This window comes from Komagataeibacter melaceti (genome assembly GCF_003403295.1).
GTDB lineage: Bacteria > Pseudomonadota > Alphaproteobacteria > Acetobacterales > Acetobacteraceae > Komagataeibacter > Komagataeibacter melaceti.
This window is the reverse complement of sequence record NZ_QUWV01000039.1, coordinates 56,086-81,882: the sequence shown is the minus strand read 5'-3', so window position 1 is coordinate 81,882 and position 25,797 is coordinate 56,086. Positions and strand designations below refer to the sequence as shown.

The following is a 25,797-nucleotide window of genomic DNA, read 5'->3' as shown; positions in this document are numbered from 1 at the left end:
ACCCCTCATGCGCCACATTCCCTGTGCCTATCTACCTTTGCAACGGAAATCAAGAGGGCGTGACCACGCGGTTCCGTAATTCCGTGTGCGGCCCGGAATTTCAGAACGGATGGGCCAGGCAGGCGGCAACAATGGTCAGCACGCCCAGCCCGGTATTGAGCATGATGAGCGAGCGGATCGAGTCGAACACGCCGGGCTGCGGGCGGATGGCGCGGCGGGCCTTCTGGTAGGGGCCGAAATAGATGCGGGCGAAAATCCCCGCCATGATCAGCCCGAAAAGCTGCATGACGTTGATCTGCCATGGCATGACCGCAAACCCGCCATAATGAAAAATCAGGAGCCAGCCCGTAATCAGCACCGTAGGCATGGTATGCCAGACAATACGGAAAAAGCGGCCCAGCGTCTGCAGGTGGACCGATGCGCGCTGCGTCGCGTCAAGCAGCCCGAGGCTGGGCTTGAGGACGAAGGCCGCATAGATCATGCCGCCGACCCATGCCGCCATGCCGGTAATGTGGAGTGCGAGCACAAGGCTCCAGACTATGGGGTAGGACACGAAGCCTCCTTGCCGGGGTTTGGATATGAATGGGTAAGGGCAGGGCGCGGGCAGGTGCGCCATGCCGGTTTTCCTGTTCCTGTATCATGCGCAGGGCGGTTTCAGCAGTCAAAGTTGTTGGAAAGGGGAGGAAAATATCCATGGCCGAACCAGAACGGGTTGCCGCTGTTGCGCGCTTCATGCTGCCGGACCCGACGGAGATGGGGCGGATCGACGCCGCCGCGTCGCGCAGCGTGCCGGTCGCGACCCTGATGGAGAACGCGGGGCGTGCCGTGGCCCGCGCCATCCGCCAGAATATGCGGCCCTGCCGGGTGCTGGTGCTGTGCGGTCCCGGCAATAACGGGGGGGATGGCTACGTGACCGCGCGCAGGCTGGCGCAGGAGGGATGGCCCGTCTCCATAGCCGCATTGGCGGCTCCCCATCCCGGTGGTGATGCCGCGCATGCGGCGGCGCTGTGGCGCGGCCCCGTCGTGCCGTTCACGGCGCAGGGTGTTGCCGGATTCGATCTGGTGGTGGATGGCGTGTTCGGCGCGGGGCTGAGCCGGGATATCGGGCCGGATGTGGCCGATGTGCTCAGGGCCGCGCGCCGCGTGGTCGCCATAGACATGCCAACCGGCGTGGATGGCGCGACCGGGGCGGTTCGTGGCTACGCGCCCCAGGCGGAGATGACGGTAACGTTTTGCCGCCTCAAGCCGGGGCACCTGTTGTTGCCGGGGCGGACGCTGTGCGGGCGCACGGTGCTGGCAGATATTGGTATTCCCGAAAGCGTGGTGGAGTCCCAGCCGATTCGGACATGGCGCAACGAACCCGGCCTGTGGCGCACACCGCTTTGCAAGGTGGACAGCTATAAATACAGCCGGGGGATCGTGAGCATATGCGGCGGGCGGGAGATGCCCGGTGCAGCCCGCCTGTCCGCCGCTGGTGCGCGCGCTGCCGGGGCGGGGCTGGTGCGGCTGGCCGCTGGTGACAGCGCGCCGGATTACCGCATGACCGCACCGCCGGGCCTGATCGTGGACTCCGGCCCGCTGGAAGAACTGCTCAAGGATGCGCGCCGCCATGTATGGGTGTGTGGTCCGGGCCTGTCGGTGGAGGAAGTCGCGGCAACCCTGCCCGTGCTGTTGCAAGCGGGGCGGGACGTGATCGCGGATGCCGGAGCCTTCAGCATGGCGGAGGGGCAGCCGGAGCGGCTGCGCGGGGCCGCCATCATCACACCACATATAGGGGAGTTCTCGCGCGTGTTCGGCAAACCGGGTGCGGACCGTGTCGGCGCGGCGCGGCAGGCCGCCGCCCGGACCGGCGCAGTGACGGTGCTGAAGGGGCCTGACACCATCATCGCAGCACCTGACGGGCGCGTCGCCATCAATGACCACGCAACCCCCATGCTGGGCACGGCGGGATCGGGCGATACACTGACGGGAATCATCGCCGCCATGCTGGCTGCGGGCATGCCCCGGTGGGACGCCGCCTGTGCGGGCGTGTGGCTGCATGGCGACGCGGCGCTGCACGCGGGTGACTGGCCGGTGGCCGAGGCGTTCGACCTGCATGTGGGCGCTGCGCGGGCACGGGCGGAGGTGGAGGCGCAAAAAGTTTTCGGCTGAAAAGGGTATTCATACCCCCTTGGATCTTGCCCCATGGCCCATCGTGCGCTAAAGCCGCGCGCTTACAGCCTGGGCACAGTGCGGGCGTGGTGGAATTGGCAGACACGCCAGATTTAGGTTCTGGTGACGCAAGTCGTGGGGGTTCAAGTCCCTCCGCCCGTACCAAGATCCCGGCAAGTCGCGTTATGCGAGCAGGCGCGGGTGGCCCGAGCGGCCTCTTGCGTTCTTTGACACGTTACTGACCGAGAGGATGGCCTGGCAGATGCAGGTTACTGAAACGCTTTCCGAGGGCCTGAAGCGCGGGTTCACCGTTACGGTGCCGGCGGCGGGAATTGAGAGCAAGCGCACCGCGCGCCTGAAAGAAGTTGGACAGACCATGAAGCTGCCGGGTTTCCGCCCGGGCAAGGTGCCCATGAGCATCCTGCAGCAGCGTTATGGCGAAGCCGTTCAGGGCGAGGTCCTGGAACAGGTTGTCAGTGAGGCGACCCGCAGCCTGCTCGACGAGCGTGGCCTGCGCCCTGCCATGCAGCCGAAGGTGGATGTCGTGTCCGGTGCGGCCCCCGGCAGCAAGGACGAACTGAAGTTCACCGTTGAATTCGAGGTCCTGCCCGAAATCACGATCCCGGACCTGTCCACCCTGACGCTCGAGCGCCTCAAGGCCGAAGTGAACGCCGAGACCGTGGACAAGGCCCTGAAGGAAATTGCCGGTCGCCAGCGTGAGTTCGAGAAGATCGAAGAAGATCGTCCCTCGGCCGATGGCGATGTCGTGGTCGTGGACTTCGTGGGCAAGGTGGACGGCACCGCGTTCGAAGGCGGCTCGGCTGACGATGTGAACGTCGAGCTGGGTGGCGCCGGATTCATCCCCGGTTTTGCCGAGCAGATCGTGGGCATGAAGGCCGGTGACGAAAAAATGATCACCGTGACGTTCCCTGCCGATTACGGCGCGGAGCATCTGGCGGGCAAGGAAGCCACCTTCGACATCAAGGTGAAGGAGCTCAAGCGCCCGATCGAAGCCAAGATCGATGACGAACTGGCCAAGAAGCTCGGCTTCGAGGGGCTGGACCAGGTGCGCGAACTGATCACCAAGCAGGTGGCCCAGGAATACGAGCAGCTTTCCCGCCTGCGCCTGAAGCGCGAACTGCTGGACAAGCTGGCTGAAAAGACCGATTTCCAGGCCCCTCCGGGCATGGTCGAGGCCGAGTTCGAGCAGATCTGGAACCGTATCGAGGAAGACCGCAAGGCCGGCCGTCTCGACGCGGAAGACAAGGAGAAGGACGACGAAACGCTGCGCGCCGACTATCGCCGCATTGCCGAACGTCGCGTGAAGCTGGGCCTGCTGCTGGCCGAGATCGGTCGGGTCAACACCATCACCGTCACGCCTGACGAGATGATGCAGGCTGTCCGGGCCGAAGCGATGCGCTACCCCGGCCAGGAACAGGCCGTGTTCGAATTCTTCAGCAAGAATCCGCAGGCGGCCGATGGCCTGCGTGGTCCGATCTTCGAAAACAAGGTCATCGACTACATCGTCGAGCTGGCCAAGGTTGAAGACAAGACCGTAACGCCGGAAGAACTGGCGGAAATGCCGGAAGCTGACGTCTGATTCGCCCACGCGGCATGAATGACGGATGCGGCGCACGGAAGGTGACTTCCGTGCGCCGTATGTGTTTGCGGACAGGTGAATGCGAACAGTTTGTCACCCCCGTTCGTGGCAAAATGACAGGGGTGGGGTGGTATCTGGCGTGTTTGTCTCTATTTTGTCATAAGTAACCGGGAAGGGTCCGGCTGCTTCCATAACTGCCCGTGCGTGTGTGCGCCGGGTACGGGAGGTGGAATGGCTCCTCGCTTTTCAGGATCGGGAATATGGCTATGAGGGATCGGGATCCCGTAGAGATCTTCAATAATGCTCTGGTACCGATGGTGGTTGAGCAGACTTCCCGCGGGGAACGGGCATTCGACATCTATTCCCGCCTGCTGCAGGAACGGATCATCTTTCTGACCGGGCCGGTCTATGACCAGGTTTCCGCTCTGGTGTCGGCGCAGCTGCTTTATCTGGAAAGTGTGAACCCCAGCAAGGAAATATCGTTCTACATCAACAGCCCCGGCGGCGTGGTGTCGGCTGGACTCGCGATTTACGATACCATGCAGTACATCCGCTGCCCCGTCAGCACGGTGTGCATCGGGCAGGCGGCGTCCATGGGGTCGCTGCTGCTGGCGGGTGGTGAGAAGGGGCGGCGCTTCGCCCTGCCGAACGCGCGCGTGATGGTGCACCAGCCCTCGGGCGGGGCGCAGGGACAGGCCAGCGACATCGAGATCCAGGCACAGGAAATCCTGACGATCCGCCAGCGCCTGAACGAGATCTACAAGGAGCATACCGGCCGCACGCTTGAGGAAATCGAGCAGAAGCTGGAGCGCGACAGCTACATGTCGGCGGAAGAGGCGCAGGCCTTCGGTATCGTGGATGAAGTCGTCCGTCGCAACGCGGCGTCAAAACCGGCGGAATAGCCGGTAACAGGGGAGGGCGCGCGCAGGCGTGCTCCCCGCCCTTAGGGGTCAGGTCACCTGCGGCGTGCCGGGATGGTGCAGTCCGGCTGCAAGGTATGGAGAAGTTCCCCCTGTGGGAATAGGAGCGGTTATGAACAACAAATCCGGCGATTCCAAAAATACGCTTTACTGCTCGTTCTGCGGCAAGTCGCAGCATGAGGTCCGCAAACTGATCGCCGGTCCCACCGTGTTCATTTGCGATGAATGTGTCGAGCTGTGCATGGATATCATCCGTGAGGAGCACAAGACGCATCTGGTCAAATCGCGCGATGGGGTGCCTACGCCGCGGGAAATCTGCAAGATTCTGGATGACTATGTCATCGGTCAGGCCCATGCGAAAAAGGTGCTGTCGGTAGCGGTGCACAACCACTACAAGCGCCTGGCCCACGCCCAGAAAAACAATGATGTCGAGATTGCAAAATCCAACATCATGCTGATCGGGCCGACGGGCTCGGGCAAGACGCTGCTGGCCCAGACCCTTGCGCGCATCCTTGACGTGCCGTTCACCATGGCCGACGCCACGACGCTGACCGAAGCCGGTTACGTGGGCGAGGATGTCGAGAACATCATCCTCAAGCTGCTTCAGGCCGCGGATTACAATGTGGAAAAGGCCCAGCGCGGCATTGTCTACATCGACGAAATCGACAAGATTTCCCGCAAGTCCGACAACCCCTCCATCACGCGTGACGTGAGTGGCGAGGGCGTGCAGCAGGCGCTGCTCAAGATCATGGAAGGCACCGTCGCGTCCGTGCCGCCGCAGGGCGGGCGCAAGCATCCGCAGCAGGAATTCCTGCAGGTGGACACCACGAACATGCTGTTCATCTGTGGTGGTGCCTTTGCCGGACTCGACAAGATCATCAGTGCGCGCGGCAAGGGTTCGGGCATTGGCTTTGGTGCGGATGTGCAGTCCCCCGATGAACGCCGCATGGGGGCCGTGCTGCGGGACGTGGAGCCGGAAGACCTGCTGAAATTCGGGCTGATCCCGGAATTCATCGGTCGTCTGCCCGTGGTCGCCACGCTAGAGGACCTGGATGAGGCCGCCCTGATCGAGATCCTGACCAAGCCCAAGAACGCGCTGGTCAAGCAGTACGCGCGCCTGTTCCAGATGGAAGACGTGCAGTTGACCTTTACCGAGGACGCGCTGCGTCAGGTGGCCCAGCGTGCGATTGCCCGGCGCACCGGCGCGCGTGGCCTGCGCGCCATTCTGGAAAGCATCCTGCTCCTGACCATGTTTGACCTGCCGGGCCTGAAAAACGTTGAGGAAGTGGTGGTCAACAAGGAAGTGGCGGAAGGCAAGGCGCAGCCCGTTTACGTTTACGGCAAGAACCAGCCGGCCGAGCAGTCTGCCTGAGGTCGGCACGTTCCGGTTCGCGCAAACTGTCATCGCCGGGGTTGTGATGGTGGGGCGCCGTGACAACATGAAGCTGTAAGTTGTCGCATATGCGGCGCAACGGACGGGACAGGCCGCCAGAGCGGGTGTCCCTCCGGGATCGTCCATCAGGAGGTCAAAAAACATGTCTGAAACTGACAGACTGACACCCGTCCCCGAGGGGACGGAATCCATTGAAAATACGGCGGGGACCCCGGTTCCCGCAACGCGTGAACCCGAAGAGGTCTCCGGTGGGCATGACACGATCGCCGTGCTGCCGCTGCGTGATATCGTCGTATTCCCGCACATGATCGTGCCGCTGTTCGTCGGCCGGGAAAAATCGGTCCGCGCGCTGGAAGCGGTCACCCGCAGTGACAAGCAGATCCTGCTGGTTGCCCAGAAGAACGCCGCCCAGGACGACCCCTCGCCGGAGGATATCTATCGCTACGGCACGGTTTCCACCATTCTCCAGCTTCTCAAGCTGCCTGATGGCACGGTCAAGGTTCTGGTCGAAGGCGGCCGTCGCGCCCATATCACGGCGCTGCACGAGATTGACGGTCACTTCGAGGCCGAGATCGAGGACGTGCCCGAGCAGGAAACCGACGGCAAGGAAGCCGAGGCGATCGGCCGCACGCTGATCGGGCAGTTCGAGCAGTACATCAAGCTGAACAAGAAGATCGCGCCGGAGGTGTTGGTCTCGCTCAACCAGATTGATGACCTGTCAAAACTGGCTGACACCATTGCCAGCCATCTGAACCTCAAGATTCCCGAAAAGCAGGAAATCCTTGAAATTCAGGACGTGAATGCCCGGCTGGAGCGCGTTTTCGCGCATATGGAAGCCGAGATCGGCGTGCTTCAGGTCGAAAAGCGCATCCGCAACCGCGTCAAGCGGCAGATGGAGAAGACCCAGCGCGAGTACTACCTGAACGAGCAGCTCAAGGCGATCCAGAAGGAACTGGGCGAGGGCGAGGAAGGCAAGGACGAGACCGCCGAGCTTGAGGAAAAGATCGCCAAGACCAAGCTGAGCAAGGAAGCGCGGGAAAAGGCGGTGGCGGAGCTGAAGAAGCTGCGCGCCATGAGCCCGATGTCGGCCGAGTCGACGGTCGTGCGCAACTATCTCGACTGGATTCTCGCCATTCCGTGGAAGAAGCGCTCCAAGGTACGTCATGACCTGTCCGAGGCACAGGAGGTGCTGGACAAGGACCATTACGGTCTGGAGAAGGTCAAGGAACGTATTATCGAGTATCTGGCCGTGCAGAGTCGCGCGCAGAAGCTCAAGGGGCCGATCCTGTGCCTGGTGGGGCCGCCGGGTGTCGGCAAGACCTCGCTGGCGCGGTCCATCGCCAAGGCGACGGGGCGGCAGTACGTGCGTATGTCGCTCGGTGGCATGCGTGACGAGGCCGAGATCAGGGGGCACCGCCGCACCTATATCGGCTCCATGCCCGGCAAGATCATTCAGGGCATGAAGAAGGCCAAGACCTCGAATCCGCTGTTCCTGCTGGATGAGATCGACAAGCTGGGCGCCGACTGGCGTGGCGATCCGTCATCCGCCCTGCTGGAGGTGCTGGACCCCGAACAGAACGCCACGTTCGGTGACCACTACCTGGAGGTGGATTACGACCTGTCGGACGTGATGTTCATCACCACGGCCAACAGCCTGAACATGCCCCAGCCGCTGCTGGACCGCATGGAGATCATCCGCCTGTCCGGCTACACCGAGGATGAAAAGGTCGAGATCGCGAAGAGGCACCTGCTGTCCAAGCAGACGGCGGCGAATAACCTCAAGCCGGGTGAATGGTCTGTCTCCGACGATGCCCTGCGTGAGCTGATCCGCAGCTACACGCGCGAAGCGGGCGTGCGTAACCTTGAGCGTGAGATCGCGACGCTGGCGCGCAAGGCCGTGACCGAAATCGTGACCGGCAAGGCCAAGACCGTGGAGATCACGGCCGAGAACCTTGAGAAATATGCCGGGGTGAAGCGCTTCCGCCATGGTGAGACCGAGTCGGAAGACATGGTCGGAGTCGTGACCGGGCTGGCATGGACCGAGGTGGGCGGAGAAATCCTGACCATCGAAAGTGTGATGGTGCCCGGCAAGGGCAACATCAAGCTGACCGGCAAGCTCGGGGATGTGATGAAGGAGAGCGTCGCGGCCGCACTGTCCTACGTGCGCAGCCGTGCGGTGACCTTTGGCATCAGCCCCGACCTGTTTGAAAAGCGTGACCTGCATGTGCATGTGCCCGAAGGTGCGACGCCCAAGGACGGGCCGTCCGCCGGTATCGCCATGGCGACATCGCTGGTCAGCGTGATGACGGGCATCCCGGTGCGCAGGGACGTAGGCATGACCGGCGAGATCACGCTGCGTGGCCGTGTCCTGCCGATCGGGGGGCTGAAGGAGAAGCTGCTGGCGGCCCACCGCGCGGGGCTTACGACCATCTTCATCCCCAAGGATAACGAGAAGGACCTGATCGACATTCCTGATGCGGTGAAGGGGGCGTTGACCATCCTGCCGGTTTCACATGTGGATGAGGTGATCGGCCAGGCGCTGGTTGAAAAGCCCGAGCCGATCGAATGGACGGAACCCGTCACCCCCCCGGCCACGGAAAGCACGGCAACGCCCGCATTGACGCATTAGGCGATATTGGGGCAGGGGTAGCGTCGTAAATGCGACATGAAGGCGAGGAATGACAGATATCTCTGTCATTCCTCGAATTCTGTTGGTTGACGTGAGAAAAAACAGCGGCATAGTGCGTGCAGAAATGCGGCGCGACTTTTGAACGATTGCGTGGGCGCACAGTATAAAGAAAGGCGTAAAATGGAGAAGCCACTTAACAAGCAGGAACTCGTCGCTGCGGTAGCCGAGGAAGCCGATCTGGCCAAGGCAAAGGCCAGCGAAGTGGTTGATGCGGTTTTCGGTGCGATTGAAAAGGCGCTGGCGAGCAAGCAGGAAGTCCGTCTGGTCGGTTTCGGCACATTCGTGACGGCAACCCGCAAGGCCGCCAAGGGGCGTAACCCCCGTACAGGCGAGCCGCTGGACATTCCGGCTTCCACCTCCGTGCGCTTCAAGCCCGGCAAGAACCTGAAAGAAGCAGTCAGCAAGTAAGACTGTTCTTTTTCAAAAAAAGAGGGGGCAATCCATTTTTATGGGTTGCCCCTTTTTTTACAATCGACTAGTAGGGTCGCGGGCGATTAGCTCAGCGGTAGAGCGTCTCGTTTACACCGAGATGGCCGGCGGTTCGATCCCGTCATCGCCCACCATATTCCCTGCCTCGTTACACGGCAGGGCAGCACCATGCGGGTGTAGCTCAGTTGGTTAGAGCGCCGGCCTGTCACGCCGGAGGTCGCGGGTTCGAGCCCCGTCACTCGCGCCACATCATGGATCGGATATCCTGCCACACCATTCCTGATATGCAGGTCTGGTGTTTTTTTGTGCCTGTGCACGGAAAAATGAAAACAGGATATAACGACCAAGTATTATTCACACAATATTGACTGCTTTAGTCCTGTATCTAACCTCACAGTAATGTTCCTGAAAGAACATACTTAACCAACTGTTCCCTGCGGGATGTTGGGTCTAGCATCTCCCGTGCCAGACATAAGTCGATTAAGACACCAGCTGGCGCATTAACAGGTTGGGACCACGGAGCATGCATTCCGTTATCGCTGATTATTTGCCCGTGCTGATATTCGGGTGCATCGCGGTTGTCATCGCAGGCGCGATGCTGGGCAGTTCGCTGCTGTTCGGTCACCAGAAGCCCTATGCCGAGAAAACGTCCGCATATGAATGTGGTTTCGAGGCATTTGATGATGCACGCCACCGGTTTGACGTGCGGTTCTATCTGGTTGCGATCCTATTCATCATTTTCGATCTCGAGGTCGCATTCCTCTTTCCGTGGGCGCTCAGCCTGTCACGGATCGGGTGGTTCGGATTCCTGTCCATGATGGGCTTTCTGGGCGTTCTGGTGGTTGGCTTCATCTATGAATGGAGCAAGGGCGCGCTGGACTGGGATTGAGCATGACAAAGGGAGGCGCACCAATGGGCCAAGATACATCAGGGCCGGGTCGGCCGGCGGACAGCATCGCCTGGAATCGTGAAATGCTGCCCCCGGGGGCGGAGCAGGATGCGGTCATCAAGGGCATTACCGGCGAAATTACCGAAAAGGGCTTCGTCGTCGCCAACCTGGACAAGCTGGTGAACTGGGGGCGGACAGGCAGCCTGTGGCCCATGTCCTTCGGGCTGGCATGCTGTGCGGTGGAAATGATCCATGCCTACATGCCGCGCTATGACCTTGACCGCATGGGCATCATCCCGCGCGGATCGCCGCGCCAGTCGGACGTGATGATCGTGGCGGGCACGCTGACCAACAAGATGGCGCCCGCCCTGCGCCGGGTTTACGACCAGATGGCCGAACCGCGCTGGGTCATTTCCATGGGCTCCTGCGCCAATGGCGGCGGGTATTACCACTATTCCTATTCCGTGGTGCGCGGCTGCGACCGGATCGTGCCGGTTGATGTGTACGTGCCCGGCTGCCCGCCGACGGCGGAGGCGCTGATCTACGGAATTCTGCAGTTGCAGAAGAAAATTCGCAGGACAGGGACAATTCGCCGTGGCTGATCCTCAAAACCATCCCGTGCCGGCGGCGGATGTGCCGCGCGTGGTGTCCGGCGGGCTGGGGGTTATCGCCTTCCGCCTGTCCACCACGATTCCGGGCATCATTTCCGCCGGTATCGAAAAGGGCGAACTGGTGGTGCGCACCACACGCGACCGGCTTCTTGCGCTCATGCTCATGCTGCGTGATGACCCGCGTTATGCCTGTGAACAGGCGATGGACATATGTGGCGTTGACTTTCCCGACCGTGCCGAACGGTTCGATGTGGTCTACAACCTGCTGTCCGTCACCCATAACCACCGCATCCGCGTGATCATCACCACGGATGAGACCAGCCCCGTGCCGTCCGTGCACCGGATCTGGCCCGCCGCCACATGGTGGGAGCGTGAATGTTACGACATGTTCGGCATCCTGTTTACCGACCAGCCGGACCTGCGGCGCATCCTGACGGATTACGGGTTCGAAGGGTATCCGCTGCGCAAGGACTTCCCCCTCACGGGCTATGTCGAGATGCGGTACGACGAGGAACGGCGGCAGGTTGTCTATGAGCCGGTCGATCTGGTGCAGGATTTCCGCAATTTCGATTTTGAATCGCCATGGGAGGGCATCCTGACCCTGCCTGGCGATGAAAAGGCGCATGCGGACCGCCAGAACTTGAAACGGCAGGGATAGGCGACAGATGAGCGAGAGCGACGTAACCCTTCGCAGCGATGCGGCTGTTCCGGATTCACTCCTGCCTGAAGACAGCAAGGGCGAAGTGAAGCGCCATGTGGTCGAGATTGACTCCCACGCGGTCAATTTCGGCCCGCAGCATCCATCCGCCCACGGTGTGCTCCGTCTGGTGCTGGAAATGGAGGGCGAGGTCGTTGCCCGCGCCATTCCGCATGTCGGGCTGCTGCATCGCGGCACGGAAAAGCTGATCGAATACAAGACGTACCCCAAGGCCCTGCCGTATTTCGACCGGCTGGATTACGTCTCCCCCATGTGTGAGGAGCACGCTTTCGCGCTGGCGGTTGAAAAGCTGCTCGGGATCGAGGCCCCGGACCGCGCGCGGTGGATACGGGTCATGTTTGCCGAGATCACGCGCATCCTGAACCATATCCTCAACGTAACCGCGCTGGGGCTGGACTGCGGCGCCCTGACACCGGCGCTGTGGGGGTATGAAGAGCGCGAAAAACTGATGGAGTTCTACGAGGCTGCATCCGGCGCGCGCTTCCATGCCAACTACTTCCGCCCCGGTGGTGTCGCGCGTGACCTGCCCGCTGGGCTGGAAGATCGCATTGCCGACTGGGCGCGTACCTTCCCGCAGTGGATCGATGACCTGGAATCGCTGCTGACCGGCAACCGTATCTGGAAGCAGCGAACGGTTGGTATTGGCGTGTTCACCACCGAACAGGCGCTGGCCTGGGGGTTCAGCGGTCCCTGTCTGCGGGCATCGGGGGTGCCATGGGACCTGCGACGCAGCCAGCCCTATGACAATTACGACAAGGTGGAATTCAACGTGCCGGTGGGCAGGCAGGGCGACTGCTATGACCGCTACCTTATCCGCGTGGCGGAACTGCGTGAAAGCGTGCGTATCATCAACCAGTGCCTGGAGCATATCCGCCCCGGCCCGGTGAAGGTGCTGGACCACAAGATTTCGCCCCCCCCGCGCCGAGAGATGAAACGCTCGATGGAAGCGCTGATCCATCACTTCAAGCTGTTTACCGAAGGCTATCACGTGCCGCCGGGCGCTACGTACACGACCGTAGAAACCCCGAAAGGGGAGTTCGGCGTGTATCTGGTGGCCGATGGCAGTAACCGGCCCTATCGCTGCAAGATCCGGCCCACGGGTTTTGCCCATCTCCAGGCCATCGACGAAATGTCGCGTCGGCACATGCTGGCGGATGCCGTGGCCATTATCGGATCGCTTGATCTGGTGTTTGGCGAGATTGACAGGTGACCAAAATGTCCGTCCAGTCTGACGCGCCCCAGGGCGTGGAACCGACCCACTTCGCATTTGATGAGGAAAGCGAGCGCCAGATCGCCGCGATCCTTGCCAAATATCCGCCCGAGCGCAAGGCGAGCGGTACGTTGCCGCTGCTTTATGTGGTGCAGGACCAGATGGGCCGTACCACGGGCAGTGCGTGGGTGCCCCGCGTGGCCATGGATGTCGTGGCCGCACGGCTGGAGGTCGCACCGATCCGTGTGTATGAGGTCGCGACCTTCTATTTCATGTTCAATACCAAGCCGATTGGCCGGTACCACCTGCAGGTCTGCACGACCACATCATGCTGGCTGCGTGGCTCCGATGATGTCACGGCCGCGTGCAAGGCGGCCACGGGCATCAGCAATTTTGGTGAAACCAGCAAGGATGGCCTGTTCACCCTGACCGAGGTCGAATGCCTTGGCGCCTGCGCCAACGCACCGGTCCTGCAGGTGGACAATGATTATTACGAAGACCTTGACGGTCCGCGCACCCACGAACTGATCGAGGCGCTGCGTCGTGGCGAACGGCCACCGGCGGGTTCCACCACCGGGCGCATGGATTCCGCCCCGGCGGGCGGGCGCAAGGTGCTGGTCGATGACGCGGCGCCAAAGCCGCAGGGGCAGGGGTAGGATCATGCTTCAGGACAAGGACCGCATCTTTACCAACCTGTATGGCCAGAATGACTGGAAACTGGCGGGCGCACGGGCACGGGGCGACTGGGACAACACCGCCGCCATCCTCGCCCGCGGGCCTGACGCCATCATTAACGAGATGAAGGCCTCCGGGTTGCGTGGGCGTGGGGGGGCAGGCTTTCCCACCGGCGTAAAATGGTCGTTCATGCCCAAAAAGAACGATGGCAGGCCCCATTATCTGGTCATCAACGGCGATGAATCGGAGCCGGGCACCTGCAAGGACCGCGAGATCCTGCGCCATGACCCGCACAAGCTGGTGGAAAGCGCGCTGATCGCCTCCTTCGCCATGGGTGCGCATACGGCCTACATCTATATCCGTGGTGAGTTCTATAACGAGGCCCGGCATCTCCAGATCGCGATTGACGAGGCCTATGCCGCGGGCCTGATCGGCAAGAATGCCTGTGGTTCCGGCTGGGATTTCGATTTCTACATCCATCGCGGCGCTGGCGCCTATATCTGCGGCGAGGAAACGGCCCTGCTGGAAAGCCTTGAGGGCAAGAAGGGCCAGCCGCGCATGAAGCCGCCTTTCCCGGCGGCGATGGGCCTGTATGGCTGCCCCACCACGGTCAATAATGTGGAAAGCATCGCGGTTGCCGCCACCATCCTGCGCCGTGGGGCCGCGTGGTTCGCCGGGCTGGGCCGCCCCAACAATGCGGGCAGCAAGCTCATGGCCATATCGGGCCATGTGAACACGCCGTGCGTGTTCGAGGAAGAACTCGGCGTGCCGATGAAGGAAATCATCGAAAAACATGGCGGTGGCGTACGTGGCGGGTGGGACAACCTGCTGGCGGTCATTCCCGGTGGCTGCTCGGTGCCCATGCTGCCGCGTTCGGTGTGCGATACGGTGCTGATGGATTATGACAGCCTGCGCGCCGAAGGCTCGGGCCTTGGCACCGGCTGCATGATCGTGATGGACAAATCCACCGACATCATCGCGGCCATCGCGCGCTTCTCCAAATTCTTCAAGCATGAAAGCTGCGGTCAGTGCACGCCGTGCCGCGAGGGCACCGGCTGGATGATGCGCATCATGGAGCGCATGGTCGAAGGCCGCGCCGAAATCGAGGAAATCGACATGCTTGAGCAGGTGACCCGTCAGGTGGAGGGGCACACCATCTGCGCGCTGGGCGATGCGGCCGCATGGCCGATTCAGGGGCTGATCCGCCGTTTCCGCCCGGTGATGGAGGAACGCATCCGCGCCTACAAGGTGGCGCATGGCACCAACCGGAGCGTGCAGGTTCCGGCTGGCATGGTTGAAGCTGCGGAGTAGGAACAGTGGTGAAAGTAACCGTTGACGGTATCTCGGTAGAGGTCGCCCCAGGTTCCAGCGCCCTGCAGGCCTGTGAGGCGGCGGGCAAGGAAATCCCGCGTTTCTGTTACCATGAGCGCCTGTCGGTGGCGGGGAACTGCCGGATGTGCCTGGTGGAGGTTTCCGGCGGCCGCAAGCCGGTGGCGTCGTGTGGCTTCCCGGTAAATGATGGCATGCAGATTTTCACCGATACCGAGGTGGTGCGCCGCGCCCGCCGCGCGGTGATGGAGTTCCTGCTCATCAACCATCCGCTTGACTGCCCGATCTGCGATCAGGGTGGTGAATGTGACCTGCAGGACCAGGCCTTTGGCTATGGCGCCGACCATTCCCGCTACCGTGAAAACAAGCGTGCGGTAACCGACAAATATCTTGGCCCGCTGGTCAAGACCGTCATGACGCGCTGCATCCAGTGCACGCGCTGCATCCGCTTTTCCACCGAGATTGCGGGCGTGCCGGAACTGGGCGGGATTTCGCGTGGTGAAAATCTTGAAATCACCAACTACGTCGAAAAGGCCCTGACATCCGAACTGTCGGGCAACCTGATTGATATCTGCCCGGTGGGTGCGCTGACATCGCAGCCCTATGCCTTCACGGCGCGGTCATGGGAGCTGAAACGCACGGATTCCATTGATGTGTGCGACGCGGTTGGCACCAACATCGTCATGCATGCCCGTGGCGCGAGCGTGCTGCGTATCGTGCCGCGCATCAATGACGAGGTGAACGAGGAATGGCTGTCTGACAAGGGGCGCTTTGTTGTTGACGGTTTCCGCCGCCGCCGCCTTGACCGCCCGTGGATCAGGGTGGATGGCAGGCTCCAGCCCGCAAGCTGGCAGGATGCTTTCGCCACCATCGCGACCCGGCTGAAGGGTGTGCCCGGTGAGCGCATTGGCGCGATTGCGGGTGACATGTGCGACGCCGAGAGCATGCTGGCGCTCAAGGACCTGATGGAAGCACTGGGTTCAGCCAATATCGACTGCCGGCAGGACGGGGCGAAATACGATACTTCCCGCCGGGATTTCTACACCTTCAATACCGGCATCACCGGGATCGAGGAAGCGGATGCCCTGCTGATCGTGGGTTCGGTCCCCCGGCAGGAAGCGCCCGTACTCAATGCCCGCATCCGCAAGCGCTACCTGGCGGCGGGGCGTGGCGGGTTCCCCATCGCCATGATCGGCGCACCCAATGCCGACCCGACCTACGCCGCCGAGGTGCTGGGGGAGGGACCGGACACGCTGGCGGCGCTTGCCGCGGGCAAGCTGCCATTTGCCGATGTGCTGGCCAAGGCGAAAAAGCCGATGATCATCGTGGGCCATGGCGCGCTGACCCGCCCGGACGGGCAGGCCATAGCACGGGCCTGCTGGGATCTGGCGGCACAGGTTGGCGCCATCACTCCTGAATGGCACGGCTTCAATGTCCTGCACACGGCGGCCAGCCGCGTGGCGGGGCTGGACCTTGGTCTCGTGCCCGGCCCGAAGGGGCGCGACGTTGCGGGCATGCTGCGGGGCGGGGTGGATGTGCTGTGGCTGCTGGGGGCGGATGAGTTCCCGACCGACCAGATCGCGCCGGAAACCTTTGTGGTCTATCAGGGCCATCATGGCGATGCGGGTGCCGCGCGGGCGGATGTGATCCTGCCCGGCACGCTCTATGCCGAAAAGCCGGGCACCTACACCAATACCGAAGGGCGGGTGCAGGAGGCTTTCCGGGCCGTCATGCCGCCGGGCGATGCACGCGAAGACTGGCGCATCCTGCGTGCGTTTTCCGAGGTCGTGGGCCACAAGCTGCCCTATGACACGCTCGAGGCCCTGCGCGCACGCATGGCACAGGCCAGCCCCGTGTTCGGGCAGGTGGAGTGGAGCCGCCATGGCACGTCGGACACCACGGCCCCGCAGGCGGGCAAGGTTGCCGTATCGAATGCGCCGTTCAGGCCGGTCATTACGAATTATTACCTGACCCATGCCGTGTGCCGCGCCAGCCCGACCATGGAAACCTGTTCAGGGGTTTACGTGCACCCCGCCATTGAGGCTGCGGAGTAGGTAGATGGCTTATTTCTTCTTTCATACCATTATCGGCCAGATCCTGCTGATCGCGCTTGAATCCCTGGCCGTGCTCGCCCCCCTGCTGCTGGGTGTGGCGTACCTGACACTGGCGGAACGCAAGGTGATGGCCGCCATGCAGTTGCGCAAGGGGCCGAATGTGAACGGTCCGTTCGGCGTGCTGCAGGCTTTTGCCGACGCCATCAAGATGCTGACGAAGGAGACGGTCATCCCGTCAGGCGCGAACCGGATGCTGTTCCTGTTCGCACCGTTCCTGACTTTTTCACTGGCCATGGTGGCCTGGGCGGTCATACCGACGGGCAACGGGCTGGCGATCGCCAACATCAACGTGGGGGTGCTGTACCTGCTGGCGATCTCGTCGCTGGGTGTCTATGGCATGCTGATCGCGGGTTGGGCGTCCAATTCCAAATACGCCTTTCTGGGTGGCCTGCGCTCGGCCGCGCAGATGGTGTCCTACGAGGTCTCGATCGGGCTGGTGATCGTATCGGTCCTGCTGGCCGTGGGCAGCCTCAACCTGAACGACATCGTACTGGCGCAGCGCCATGTCTGGTTCTGCCTGCCCATGTTCCCCATGTTCATCGTGTTTTTCATCTCGGCCCTGGCCGAGACGAACCGCGCCCCGTTTGACCTGCCCGAAGGCGAGAGTGAACTCGTCGCAGGCTTCTTTGTCGAATATTCGGCGCTCGCCTTCGGCCTGTTCTTTCTGGGTGAATACGCGAACATGTTCCTCATGTCCGGCATGGTCAGCATCCTGTTCCTTGGTGGCTGGCTGCCGCCGCTGGGGATCGCGCCGCTGACATGGATACCCGGGCCGCTGTGGCTGATCGCCAAGATCCTGTTCTGCCTGTTCGTGTTTATCTGGGTGCGCGCCACATTCCCCCGCTTCCGCTACGACCAGCTCATGCGGCTGGGCTGGAAGGTGTTCCTGCCCTTCTCACTGGCGTGGATGGTGCTGAGCGCGGGATTCCTGATGGTTACGGGCCTTCTGCCCGGAGGAGCAGGCTAATGGGAAAGTTAGGCAAAACCGCCCACGCCATGCTGCTGTCCGAACTGGTGGCGGGCATGAGCGTGACATTCAGGGCGATGTTCAAGCCGAAGGCCACGATCAACTACCCCTATGAAAAGGGGGTACTTTCGCACCGTTTCCGTGGCGAGCATGCATTGCGCCGCTACCCGAACGGGGAGGAGCGGTGCATCGCATGCAAGCTGTGCGAGGCGACATGCCCGGCGGAAGCCATCACCATCGAGGCCGAACCGCGCGATGACGGCTCACGCCGCACCACGCGCTACGACATTGATATGACCAAGTGCATCTATTGCGGCCTGTGCGAGGAAGCCTGCCCGGTCGATGCGATTGTCGAAGGGCCGAATTATGAATTCGCGACCGAAACCCGCGAAGAACTTATGTACAACAAGGACAAGCTCCTGGCCAATGGCGACCGGTGGGAAAGTGTTCTCGCCCGCAGGCTCGAGCTTGATGCCCCGTACCGTTGACACCGCACGGCCGCCCCGGCGCAGGCCGTGGCCGCCATGCCAGCAGGAGGAAACATCCATGCGGCAGGAAGCTCACCCATGATGACCCAAATCGTCTTTTACGTTTTCGCGGCGGTTCTGGTTCTGTCCGCCACCATGGTGGTGTGTGCCCGTAACCCGGTGCATTCGGTACTGTTCCTCATACTGGCGTTTTTCAATGCGGCGGGGCTGTTCCTGATCGCGGGGGCCGAATTCCTGGCCATGACGCTCGTCATTGTCTATGTCGGCGCGGTCGCGGTGCTTTTCCTGTTCGTGGTCATGATGCTCGATATCCGCTTTGCGCAGATGCGCGAAGGCGTGCAGCGTTACGCCCCGATCGGGGCGGCGGTGGGCGGCGTCCTGCTGGTGGAACTGCTCATGGCGTTCATGCACTGGCGGGTTGCCGGCAATATCGGGCAGATCAGGCATCTCGTGCCCTCATCGCCCGCGCGGACCAATACCGCCGCGCTGGGTGACGTGATCTATACCCACTACATCTTCCTGTTCCAGACATGCGCGCTGGTGCTGCTGGTGGCCATGATCGGCGCGATCGTGCTGACCCTGCGTGACCGGCCCACGGGACGCAGGCAGAACATCGACCGCCAGCACGACCGTGTGCCGCAGGATTCCCTTGAAATGCTGCAGGTTCCGCTGGGCGCCGGTGTCGCGGCGCAGGGCGGGTTCCTGCGCCCCCGTGACTCCTACGACGTGGCGGCCGTGCCCGGAACCTACGGGACCGAGGCATGGCGCCAGAGCGAGGCGGAGGAAGAAATACAGACCGCCCTGGTGGTTGTGGCCCCGGCGGATGGCGCGAAAGGACAGGACAATGGATAACGCGATTGAGGGGATCGGCCTTACGCCATACCTGAGTGTTGGCGCGATCCTGCTGGTTCTGGGGGTGTTCGGCATTTTCCTGAACCGCAAGAACGTCATCATCATCCTGATGTCGATCGAGCTGATCCTGCTTTCGGCCAACATCAATTTCGTGGCGTTCTCAGCCGCTACCGGCGATCTGTCGGGGCAGGTGATGACCCTGTTCGTGCTGACCATCGCGGCGGCGGAATCCGCCATCGGGCTGGCCATTGTCACGGTCTATTTCCGTAATCGCGGCTCGATCGAAGTCGACGATGTTACGATGATGAAGGGGTAAGGGAAAATGCAGATGGCATCCCTCCTTTTTGAGGTGGCAGTCTTCGCGCCCCTTATCGGGTTCCTTGTCGCCGGTGGCTTTGGCCACCTGATGGGCGACGCGGCGGCGCGGCTGACCACCATCGCGCTCATGGCCTGCGCGGCGCTGGCGGCGATCGGCGTGCTGGGCTTCGAGATGGGCAGCGGCATGAACACGGTCATCGTTCCCGTGGCCCAGTGGATTCACGCGGCGGATTTCACCGCGGACTGGCAACTGCGCATGGATGCGCTGTCGGTCAGCGTGGTGGCCATGGTGACCGTGGTCTCGCTGCTGGTGCATGTGTACAGCGTGGGCTACATGGCGCATGAAAGCGCGCCAGTGTACCGTTTCTTCTCCTACCTGTCGCTGTTTACCTTCGCGATGCTCATGCTCGTGACGTCCGACAACCTGCTCCAGCTATTTTTCGGGTGGGAAGGGGTCGGCCTCGCCAGTTACCTGCTTATCGGGTACTGGTATGACCGTCCTGCCGCCGCCCGGGCCGCGATCAAGGCGTTTGTCGTCAACCGCGTGGCGGACCTGTTCTTCCTGGTCGGCATCTCGCTCATCTTCATCCGGCTGGGCAGCGTGTCGTATGATGATATTTTCGCGGCCATTCCCGCCCATGTGAATGATACGTTCCAGCTTTTCGGCACGCATCCGCTGCTGGAAGTGATTGCGACGCTGCTGTTTATCGGCGCGATGGGCAAGTCGGCCCAGTTGCTGCTGCATACATGGCTGCCCGACGCGATGGAGGGACCGACCCCGGTTTCCGCCCTGATCCATGCGGCCACGATGGTCACGGCCGGTGTCTTCCTGATGGTGCGCATGTCGCCGCTGCTGGGGCTTGCGCCCGTTACGCGTGACCTGATCGTGCTGGTTGGCGGCACGACCAGCTTCTTTGCCGCCACGGTCGGGCTGGTGCAGCCGGACATCAAGCGCACCATCGCCTATTCCACCTGTTCGCAGCTTGGCTACATGTTCGTGGCGGTCGGGGTCGGGGCCTATCAGGCCTCCATGTTCCACCTGACCACGCATGCGTTCTTCAAGGCGCTGCTGTTTCTGGGCGCGGGCTGCGTGATCCACGCCGTGCATGATGAACAGGACATGTTCCGCATGGGCGGGCTGTGGCGCAAGATCCCGCTGACCTATGCCGCCATGTGGATCGGCAGCCTTGCCCTGGCCGGTATCTTCCCGTTCGCGGGTTACTGGTCGAAGGACGCGATCCTTGAGGCCGCGTGGATGTCCGATAGCGCCATGGGCCATTATGGCTGGGTCATGGGCTGCGTCACCGCGTTCCTGACCGCGCTGTATAGCTGGCGGCTGATCTTCCTGGTCTTCCATGGCAAACCCCGGGACGCGCACCTGTATGAGGGCGCGCATGAAAGCCCGCCCTCCATGCTGCTGCCGGTCATCCTGCTGGCCTTTGGCGCGGTCGTGGCGGGGCTGGTACTCGAGCCGCTATATGTGGGCGCGCGCCAGGCCGTGTTCTGGAACGGGGCGATTGCCAGTGTTCCCGGCCACGATGTGATTGCCCGGCTTGAGCAGACACCGGGGTTCATTGCACTGGTGCCCACCTTCGCCGCCGTGCTGGGCATTGCCGTGGCCTATGTATGCTACATCGCCAGCCCCGGCATTCCGGCGGCGATGGCCCGCAGCCTGCGCCCGCTTTACCTGTTCCTGCTGAACAAATGGTATTTTGATGAGCTGTATGACGCCATCATCATCCGTCCCTACCGTGCGCTGGCGCGCGTGCTGTGGAAAGGCGCGGATGAAGGCGTGGTCGAGGGCATACCCGAAGGGCTGGCCCGCCTGACCGCGGGCACGGCCGGGCAGGCCGTGCGTGTCCAGACCGGCTCCATCGCGGTTTATGCCTTTTCCATGTTGATCGGCCTGGTGGTTCTTCTCTCCACCATGCTGTTTTCCCGCTAACCCCAAGGATGTCAGGGCCACTACCAATGAACTGGACACTTGCTCTGCCCGAAATCGTGCTGGCCCTGTCCGGGCTGGCCATCCTGCTTGCCGGGGTGATGCAGAAGCGCGGGCAGGCCTTCTTCTCGTGCACGATGATGACGCTGCTGGCGCTTGTCGTCACCGGCATCCTTGTCGTCATGTCGCCTGATGGCACCGGTTACAGCCATGTCTTCATCAATGACGGCTTTGCCCGCTTCATGAAGGTGCTGAGCCTGTCCGGCGCGGCGCTGTCGCTGGTGCTGAGCGTGGGTTACGCGCGGGAAATGGAGATCGACAAGTTCGAATTCCCCATCCTGATCCTGTTCTCCACACTGGGGACCATGATCATGGCATCGTCGGGCAACCTCATGACGCTGTTTGTCGGGCTGGAACTGTCCTCGCTGTCCATCTACATCCTGTGCGCCTTCGCGCGGGACCGGGTTACGGCGGCGGAGGCGGGGCTCAAGTATTTCGTGCTTGGCTCACTGGCCTCGGGCATCCTGCTTTATGGCATTTCGCTGGCTTACGGCTTTGCCGGGACGCTGGAATATGCCGGGCTGCAGCAGGCCGTGCGCGGCAGCGCCGTGCTGCCCGCCGGGCTTATGGTTGGTATCGTGTTCGTGCTGGTGGGGCTGTGCTTCAAGCTGTCCATGGTGCCGTTCCATATGTGGACGCCCGATGTCTATCAGGGTGCGCCGACGCCGGTTACCTCCTACATGGCCGGTGCGCCCAAGATCGCGGCCTTCGCGGTCCTGCTACGGGTCATGGCCGGTCCCTTTGGCAGCATGACGCCGCAGTGGCAGTTGCTGATCGAGGTGGTGTCCGCCGCGTCCATGGTGTTCGGTTCGCTGGCCGCCATTCCGCAGGTGAACATCAAGCGGCTCATGGCCTATTCCTCCATCGGGCACATGGGCTACGCCATGATCGGCATGGCCGCGGGCACGGCGGAAGGCACGCGGGGCACGCTGGTCTATCTTGTCACCTACCTGTTCATGAATGTCGGGGCGTTTGCCGGCATTGTGGCGATGCGCCGCAAGGGGCGGGAAGTCTCGCGCATCAGTGACCTGGCCGGTCTGGGCCGCACGGACCCGGGCATGGCGCTGGCCATGGCGGTGTTCATGTTCAGCATGGCGGGCGCGCCACCGCTGGCCGGTTTCTTTGGCAAGCTGATGGTGTTCTATGCCGCGATCAATGCACAGCTTTACGGGCTGGCGGCAATCGGTATCATCAGCAGCGTGATCGGGGCGTATTATTACATCCGCATCGTCAAGGTCATGTTCTTTGATGCGGCCGAGCCCGCACTAGACCGTTCGCCTGTTTCCGTCTCGTTCGTATCGGTCGGGATGGGGCTGGTGACCGTGTTCTTCGTGGTGGGGCTTGGTCCCGTTTCATCCGCAGCACAGGCCGCCGCCGCCGCATTGTTCAGGTAACGTATGACAGATATCCCGGTCGCTCCCGCCATCTTCCAGCTTCCCCGTGAACAGGGGGAGGGATGGCGGATGGAGGTGTATGACCGGCTGGGATCAACCTCCGACCTATGCAAGGCCCGGCTGGAAGCGGGTGAGGGCGCGAATGGTGTCGCGATCCTCGCGCTGGAACAGACAGCCGGGCGTGGCAGCCGGGGGCGGGAGTGGACCGATCCGGGCGGCAACCTTGCGCTGTCCATCATGCTGACGGGGCAGGGGGCTGGCGTGCCGGTGGGGCTGTGGCCCTTCATTGCCGGGCTGGCGCTGTATGGGGCCGTGGCCCGTTTCCTGCCCACCGATGATGCGCTGGAACTGAAATGGCCCAATGACCTGCTGCTGGCTGGCCGCAAGATGGCGGGTATCCTGATCGAGACCGGCGCCGTGGCGAACATGGCGTGGCAGGTGATCGGGATTGGCGTCAATCTGGCGCGCGCCCCACGGATCGAGGGGCGCGAACTGGCCTGCCTGGCGGATGGCGTGCCGGATGCTCCGACACCACAGGAGATGGCGCGGGCCGTGCTGCGCGAACTCGATACATGGCTGCATCGTTATACGACCGGCGGGTTTGATGTGATCCGTCATGCATGGCTTGAGCGCGCGCATCCGGTTGGTACGACGATCGGCGTAAGGGCGGGAAACCAGCAGTTCAGTGGGACTTTTTATGGTCTGGCGGATGACGGAATCCTGCTTTTGCAGACACCATCGGGCCTGCGGCGCGTGGTTACGGGGGAAGTGCTGCTGGCCCCCGGAGGGTAAGAATAATCGGGGCCGGTCACGGAAAGAGTTTTAAGTTCGCGGGATTACATGATAATCCCATGCGAGAATTCATAACGCTGGCCTGTCGGCCCGCGTGGTGTTGAGCGCCATTTCCAGCCATCCGATCCATCAGGTGGGGCATGGGGAAGTGAGCCGGGTCCACCGCGCACGGCAGGCCACACGCTGGCAATATGCTGGCGACAAACAGGATTACTGGCCCGAGCGGGCTGACAACAGGGCATGCAATTCGACACGGAGCAGGCGTTCCGCGTCCATTTTTTCGAATCCATATCAAAGCAGATCAACACAAACAGGACTTCTTGATGAATGATATAACAGGCGTTTCATTCCTTCCGCTGGGCGGAACAGGCGAAATTGGTATGAACCTCAACCTCTACCGGCAGGGGGAGGCATGGCTGGCGGTGGATTGCGGTATCGGCTTCAGCGGCAACGACACGCCGGAAGCCGAAATCCTGCTGCCGGACCCGGTTTTCATTGCCGAGCGTAAAAAGGCGCTGGCCGGGCTTGTGGTCACCCATGCGCATGAGGACCATCTGGGCGCCATCGCCCATCTGTGGCCGCAGCTTGGCTGCCCGGTTTATGTCACGCCGTTTGCCGCCGCCGTCCTGCGCCGCAAGCTGGGTGAGGCGCAACTGCTCCAGCAGGTGCCGATCCATGTGGTTGCGCCGGGCAGCGCCTTTACCGTGGGGCCGTTCGACCTGCGCTTCATTTCCGTGACCCATTCGGTGCCGGAATCACAGTCACTGGTGCTGCGTACGCCGCAGGGCATCATCATCCATACGGGTGACTGGAAGATCGACCCCGACCCGCAGGTCGGCCCGCCGACCGACCTCGAGACCTTTGCTGCGCTGGGGCGCGAGGGCGTGCTGGCCATGGTGTGTGACAGCACCAATGTCCGGACCGAGGGGCCTTCCGCGTCGGAAGCGGATGTGCGGCGTGAAATGACACGGCTGATCGCCTCGCTGGAGGGGCGGATCGCGGTGACATGCTTCGCCAGTAACGTCGCGCGTGTCGAGACGCTGGCCAAGGCCGCGCAGGCGGCGGGGCGCAAGGTGGCCGTCGTGGGGCGCAGCCTGCGTAACCTGGAGGTCGCGGCGCGTGAATGTGGCTACCTGTCCGACGTGCCGCAGTTCCTGTCCGAGCAGGAGGCGAATTCCGTCCATGACGACCAGATTCTCCTGATCGTAACCGGCAGTCAGGGTGAGCCGCGTTCGGCCCTGTCGCGCATTGCATCGGATACCCACCCCAACATCTCGCTGGGTGAGAATGATACGGTCATCTACAGCAGCCGCATGATTCCCGGTAACGAGCAGGCCGTGATTCAGGTGCAGGACAACCTGACCCGCCGTGGCGTGCAGGTGATTACGGACAAGGACCATCTGGTGCATGTCTCGGGCCATGCAACGGGTGGTGACGTGCGCAAGCTGTATGATCTCGTGCGCCCGCGTTACCTTATTCCCGTGCATGGGGAATGGCGTCACCTGACCGCCAACGCCGCCATCGCGCAGGAACTCGATATCGAGCCGGTGCTGCTGGAGGATGGCGACATCCTTGATATCCGCGCCAATGGCGTGGAGGTGGGCGATACCGCGCCGACCGGGCGGCTGGTGCTTGATGGTGGCCGTATCCTGCCCATGAATGGTGGCGTGCTGTCGGCCCGGCGCCGCATGCTGTTCAATGGCATGGTGCTGGGCAGCTTTGCCGTGGATGACGAAGGCTACCTGATTGGTGATCCGAAGGTCAGCGCCCCCGGCCTGCTGGATATGGAAGACCCGGAAACGCTGCGCATTACGGAAGAATTCGGCAATGCGCTGGATGAAATTCCTGATGAACTGCGCGTGAACGACGCGACCTTCCGCGAGGCTGCGAAAACCGCCCTGCGCCGCGCGCTGGGCCGCAAGCTGCAGAAGCGCCCGCTGGTGGATGTGCACCTGCTGCGCGTGTAATCACTGCGCACAGGGCTGAAAATGATTATGGCAGGAAGCGGTTGACCGTTTCCTGCCATTTTTATTTGGAACGTTTTCCCTAAACCCGGCGTCTTTTGATGCAACCAGATTTGCCCGGGCACACTAGCCCCGCCATGGTGGGGCGGCTACTCCCCCTCACGCGGATGTTTACGCTGAGGGGGAGGGTGGCCATCACGCTTTGGTGTGGCGCGGCTGCCGCTGCCGCACATGCCCCATTCCACGCCGGTTCCGATTGGTTTAGGGTCCGTCGCATTACTGGTTCCCCTAC

At 62.3% G+C, this 25,797-nt stretch carries 22 protein-coding genes and 3 tRNA genes; 24 read left to right on the top strand and 1 reads right to left on the bottom strand.

Features of this window, described 5'->3' with window-relative positions; all coding sequences use genetic code 11:
- Positions 1–100: 100 nt before the first annotated feature.
- The gene (locus tag DY926_RS05110; RefSeq protein ID WP_116702392.1) at positions 101–553 is read right to left on the bottom strand and encodes a CopD family protein; all 453 of its coding nucleotides are present in this window, start codon (positions 551–553) and stop codon (positions 101–103) included.
- A 140-nt stretch (positions 554–693) separates the two neighbouring features.
- Here DY926_RS05110 and DY926_RS05105 point away from each other — a divergent pair, with 140 nt between their 5' ends.
- The 24 genes from DY926_RS05105 to DY926_RS04990 all read left to right on the top strand — a co-directional run bounded on the left by DY926_RS05105 (position 694) and on the right by DY926_RS04990 (position 25,508).
- A complete protein-coding gene (locus DY926_RS05105) occupies positions 694–2,151 on the top strand; it encodes an NAD(P)H-hydrate dehydratase (protein WP_116702374.1) in 1,458 nt (485 codons plus the stop codon).
- An 80-nt stretch (positions 2,152–2,231) separates the two neighbouring features.
- Positions 2,232–2,316 (top strand) — tRNA-Leu (locus DY926_RS05100).
- 97 nt (positions 2,317–2,413) lie between these two features.
- On the top strand, positions 2,414–3,751 hold the full coding sequence (tig, locus tag DY926_RS05095; RefSeq protein ID WP_116702391.1) for a trigger factor: 1,338 nt from the start codon (positions 2,414–2,416) through the stop codon (positions 3,749–3,751).
- Between the two features lie 266 nt (positions 3,752–4,017).
- The gene (locus tag DY926_RS05090) at positions 4,018–4,653 is read left to right on the top strand and encodes an ATP-dependent Clp protease proteolytic subunit (RefSeq protein ID WP_116702373.1); all 636 of its coding nucleotides are present in this window, start codon (positions 4,018–4,020) and stop codon (positions 4,651–4,653) included.
- Between the two features lie 130 nt (positions 4,654–4,783).
- Complete coding sequence (gene clpX, locus DY926_RS05085) at positions 4,784–6,043, top strand: ATP-dependent Clp protease ATP-binding subunit ClpX (protein WP_116702372.1); 1,260 nt, start codon at positions 4,784–4,786, stop codon at positions 6,041–6,043.
- A gap of 163 nt (positions 6,044–6,206) precedes the next feature.
- On the top strand, positions 6,207–8,693 hold the full coding sequence (gene lon, locus DY926_RS05080) for an endopeptidase La (RefSeq protein ID WP_116702371.1): 2,487 nt from the start codon (positions 6,207–6,209) through the stop codon (positions 8,691–8,693).
- Positions 8,694–8,873: 180 nt separating this feature from the next.
- Positions 8,874–9,161 carry an HU family DNA-binding protein gene (locus DY926_RS05075; RefSeq protein WP_025812342.1) on the top strand — a complete coding sequence of 96 codons (288 nt, stop codon included), beginning with the start codon at positions 8,874–8,876 and terminating at the stop codon, positions 9,159–9,161.
- A gap of 80 nt (positions 9,162–9,241) precedes the next feature.
- A tRNA-Val gene (locus tag DY926_RS05070) sits at positions 9,242–9,316 on the top strand.
- Positions 9,317–9,352: 36 nt separating this feature from the next.
- A tRNA-Asp gene (locus DY926_RS05065) sits at positions 9,353–9,429 on the top strand.
- A gap of 276 nt (positions 9,430–9,705) precedes the next feature.
- Positions 9,706–10,071: an NADH-quinone oxidoreductase subunit A gene (locus DY926_RS05060; RefSeq protein WP_116702370.1), complete on the top strand. Its 366-nt coding sequence runs from the start codon at positions 9,706–9,708 to the stop codon at positions 10,069–10,071.
- 23 nt (positions 10,072–10,094) lie between these two features.
- Positions 10,095–10,673: a NuoB/complex I 20 kDa subunit family protein gene (locus DY926_RS05055; protein WP_116702369.1), complete on the top strand. Its 579-nt coding sequence runs from the start codon at positions 10,095–10,097 to the stop codon at positions 10,671–10,673.
- Positions 10,666–11,340, top strand: coding sequence for an NADH-quinone oxidoreductase subunit C (locus DY926_RS05050; protein ID WP_116702368.1), 675 nt, complete (start codon positions 10,666–10,668; stop codon positions 11,338–11,340). Before DY926_RS05055 ends, DY926_RS05050 begins: the two co-directional genes overlap by 8 nt.
- Before the next feature lie 7 nt (positions 11,341–11,347).
- Positions 11,348–12,610 (top strand): NADH-quinone oxidoreductase subunit D, encoded by a 1,263-nt coding sequence (locus tag DY926_RS05045; protein ID WP_116702367.1) that lies wholly within the window; start codon positions 11,348–11,350, stop codon positions 12,608–12,610.
- A 5-nt stretch (positions 12,611–12,615) separates the two neighbouring features.
- Positions 12,616–13,266 (top strand): complex I 24 kDa subunit family protein, encoded by a 651-nt coding sequence (locus DY926_RS05040; RefSeq protein WP_116702366.1) that lies wholly within the window; start codon positions 12,616–12,618, stop codon positions 13,264–13,266.
- Positions 13,267–13,270: 4 nt separating this feature from the next.
- Entirely contained in the window at positions 13,271–14,596 is a 1,326-nt protein-coding gene (nuoF, locus tag DY926_RS05035; protein WP_116702365.1) for an NADH-quinone oxidoreductase subunit NuoF, read from the top strand.
- A 5-nt stretch (positions 14,597–14,601) separates the two neighbouring features.
- Positions 14,602–16,668: an NADH-quinone oxidoreductase subunit NuoG gene (gene nuoG, locus DY926_RS05030; protein ID WP_116702364.1), complete on the top strand. Its 2,067-nt coding sequence runs from the start codon at positions 14,602–14,604 to the stop codon at positions 16,666–16,668.
- Between the two features lie 4 nt (positions 16,669–16,672).
- A complete protein-coding gene (gene nuoH, locus DY926_RS05025; RefSeq protein ID WP_116702363.1) occupies positions 16,673–17,695 on the top strand; it encodes an NADH-quinone oxidoreductase subunit NuoH in 1,023 nt (340 codons plus the stop codon).
- The gene (gene nuoI, locus DY926_RS05020; protein ID WP_116702362.1) at positions 17,695–18,183 is read left to right on the top strand and encodes an NADH-quinone oxidoreductase subunit NuoI; all 489 of its coding nucleotides are present in this window, start codon (positions 17,695–17,697) and stop codon (positions 18,181–18,183) included. Before nuoH ends, nuoI begins: the two co-directional genes overlap by 1 nt.
- A gap of 78 nt (positions 18,184–18,261) precedes the next feature.
- Complete coding sequence (locus tag DY926_RS05015) at positions 18,262–19,035, top strand: NADH-quinone oxidoreductase subunit J (RefSeq protein ID WP_116702361.1); 774 nt, start codon at positions 18,262–18,264, stop codon at positions 19,033–19,035.
- Positions 19,028–19,351: an NADH-quinone oxidoreductase subunit NuoK gene (gene nuoK, locus DY926_RS05010; protein ID WP_116702360.1), complete on the top strand. Its 324-nt coding sequence runs from the start codon at positions 19,028–19,030 to the stop codon at positions 19,349–19,351. Before DY926_RS05015 ends, nuoK begins: the two co-directional genes overlap by 8 nt.
- Before the next feature lie 6 nt (positions 19,352–19,357).
- On the top strand, positions 19,358–21,298 hold the full coding sequence (gene nuoL, locus DY926_RS05005) for an NADH-quinone oxidoreductase subunit L (protein WP_116702359.1): 1,941 nt from the start codon (positions 19,358–19,360) through the stop codon (positions 21,296–21,298).
- A 26-nt stretch (positions 21,299–21,324) separates the two neighbouring features.
- Positions 21,325–22,749, top strand: a complete 1,425-nt coding sequence (gene nuoN / locus DY926_RS05000; RefSeq protein ID WP_116702358.1) for an NADH-quinone oxidoreductase subunit NuoN — start codon at positions 21,325–21,327, stop codon at positions 22,747–22,749.
- A gap of 3 nt (positions 22,750–22,752) precedes the next feature.
- Positions 22,753–23,541: a biotin--[acetyl-CoA-carboxylase] ligase gene (locus tag DY926_RS04995; RefSeq protein WP_116702357.1), complete on the top strand. Its 789-nt coding sequence runs from the start codon at positions 22,753–22,755 to the stop codon at positions 23,539–23,541.
- A gap of 323 nt (positions 23,542–23,864) precedes the next feature.
- Positions 23,865–25,508, top strand: coding sequence for a ribonuclease J (locus tag DY926_RS04990; RefSeq protein WP_116702356.1), 1,644 nt, complete (start codon positions 23,865–23,867; stop codon positions 25,506–25,508).
- The last annotated feature ends 289 nt before the right edge of the window (positions 25,509–25,797 follow it).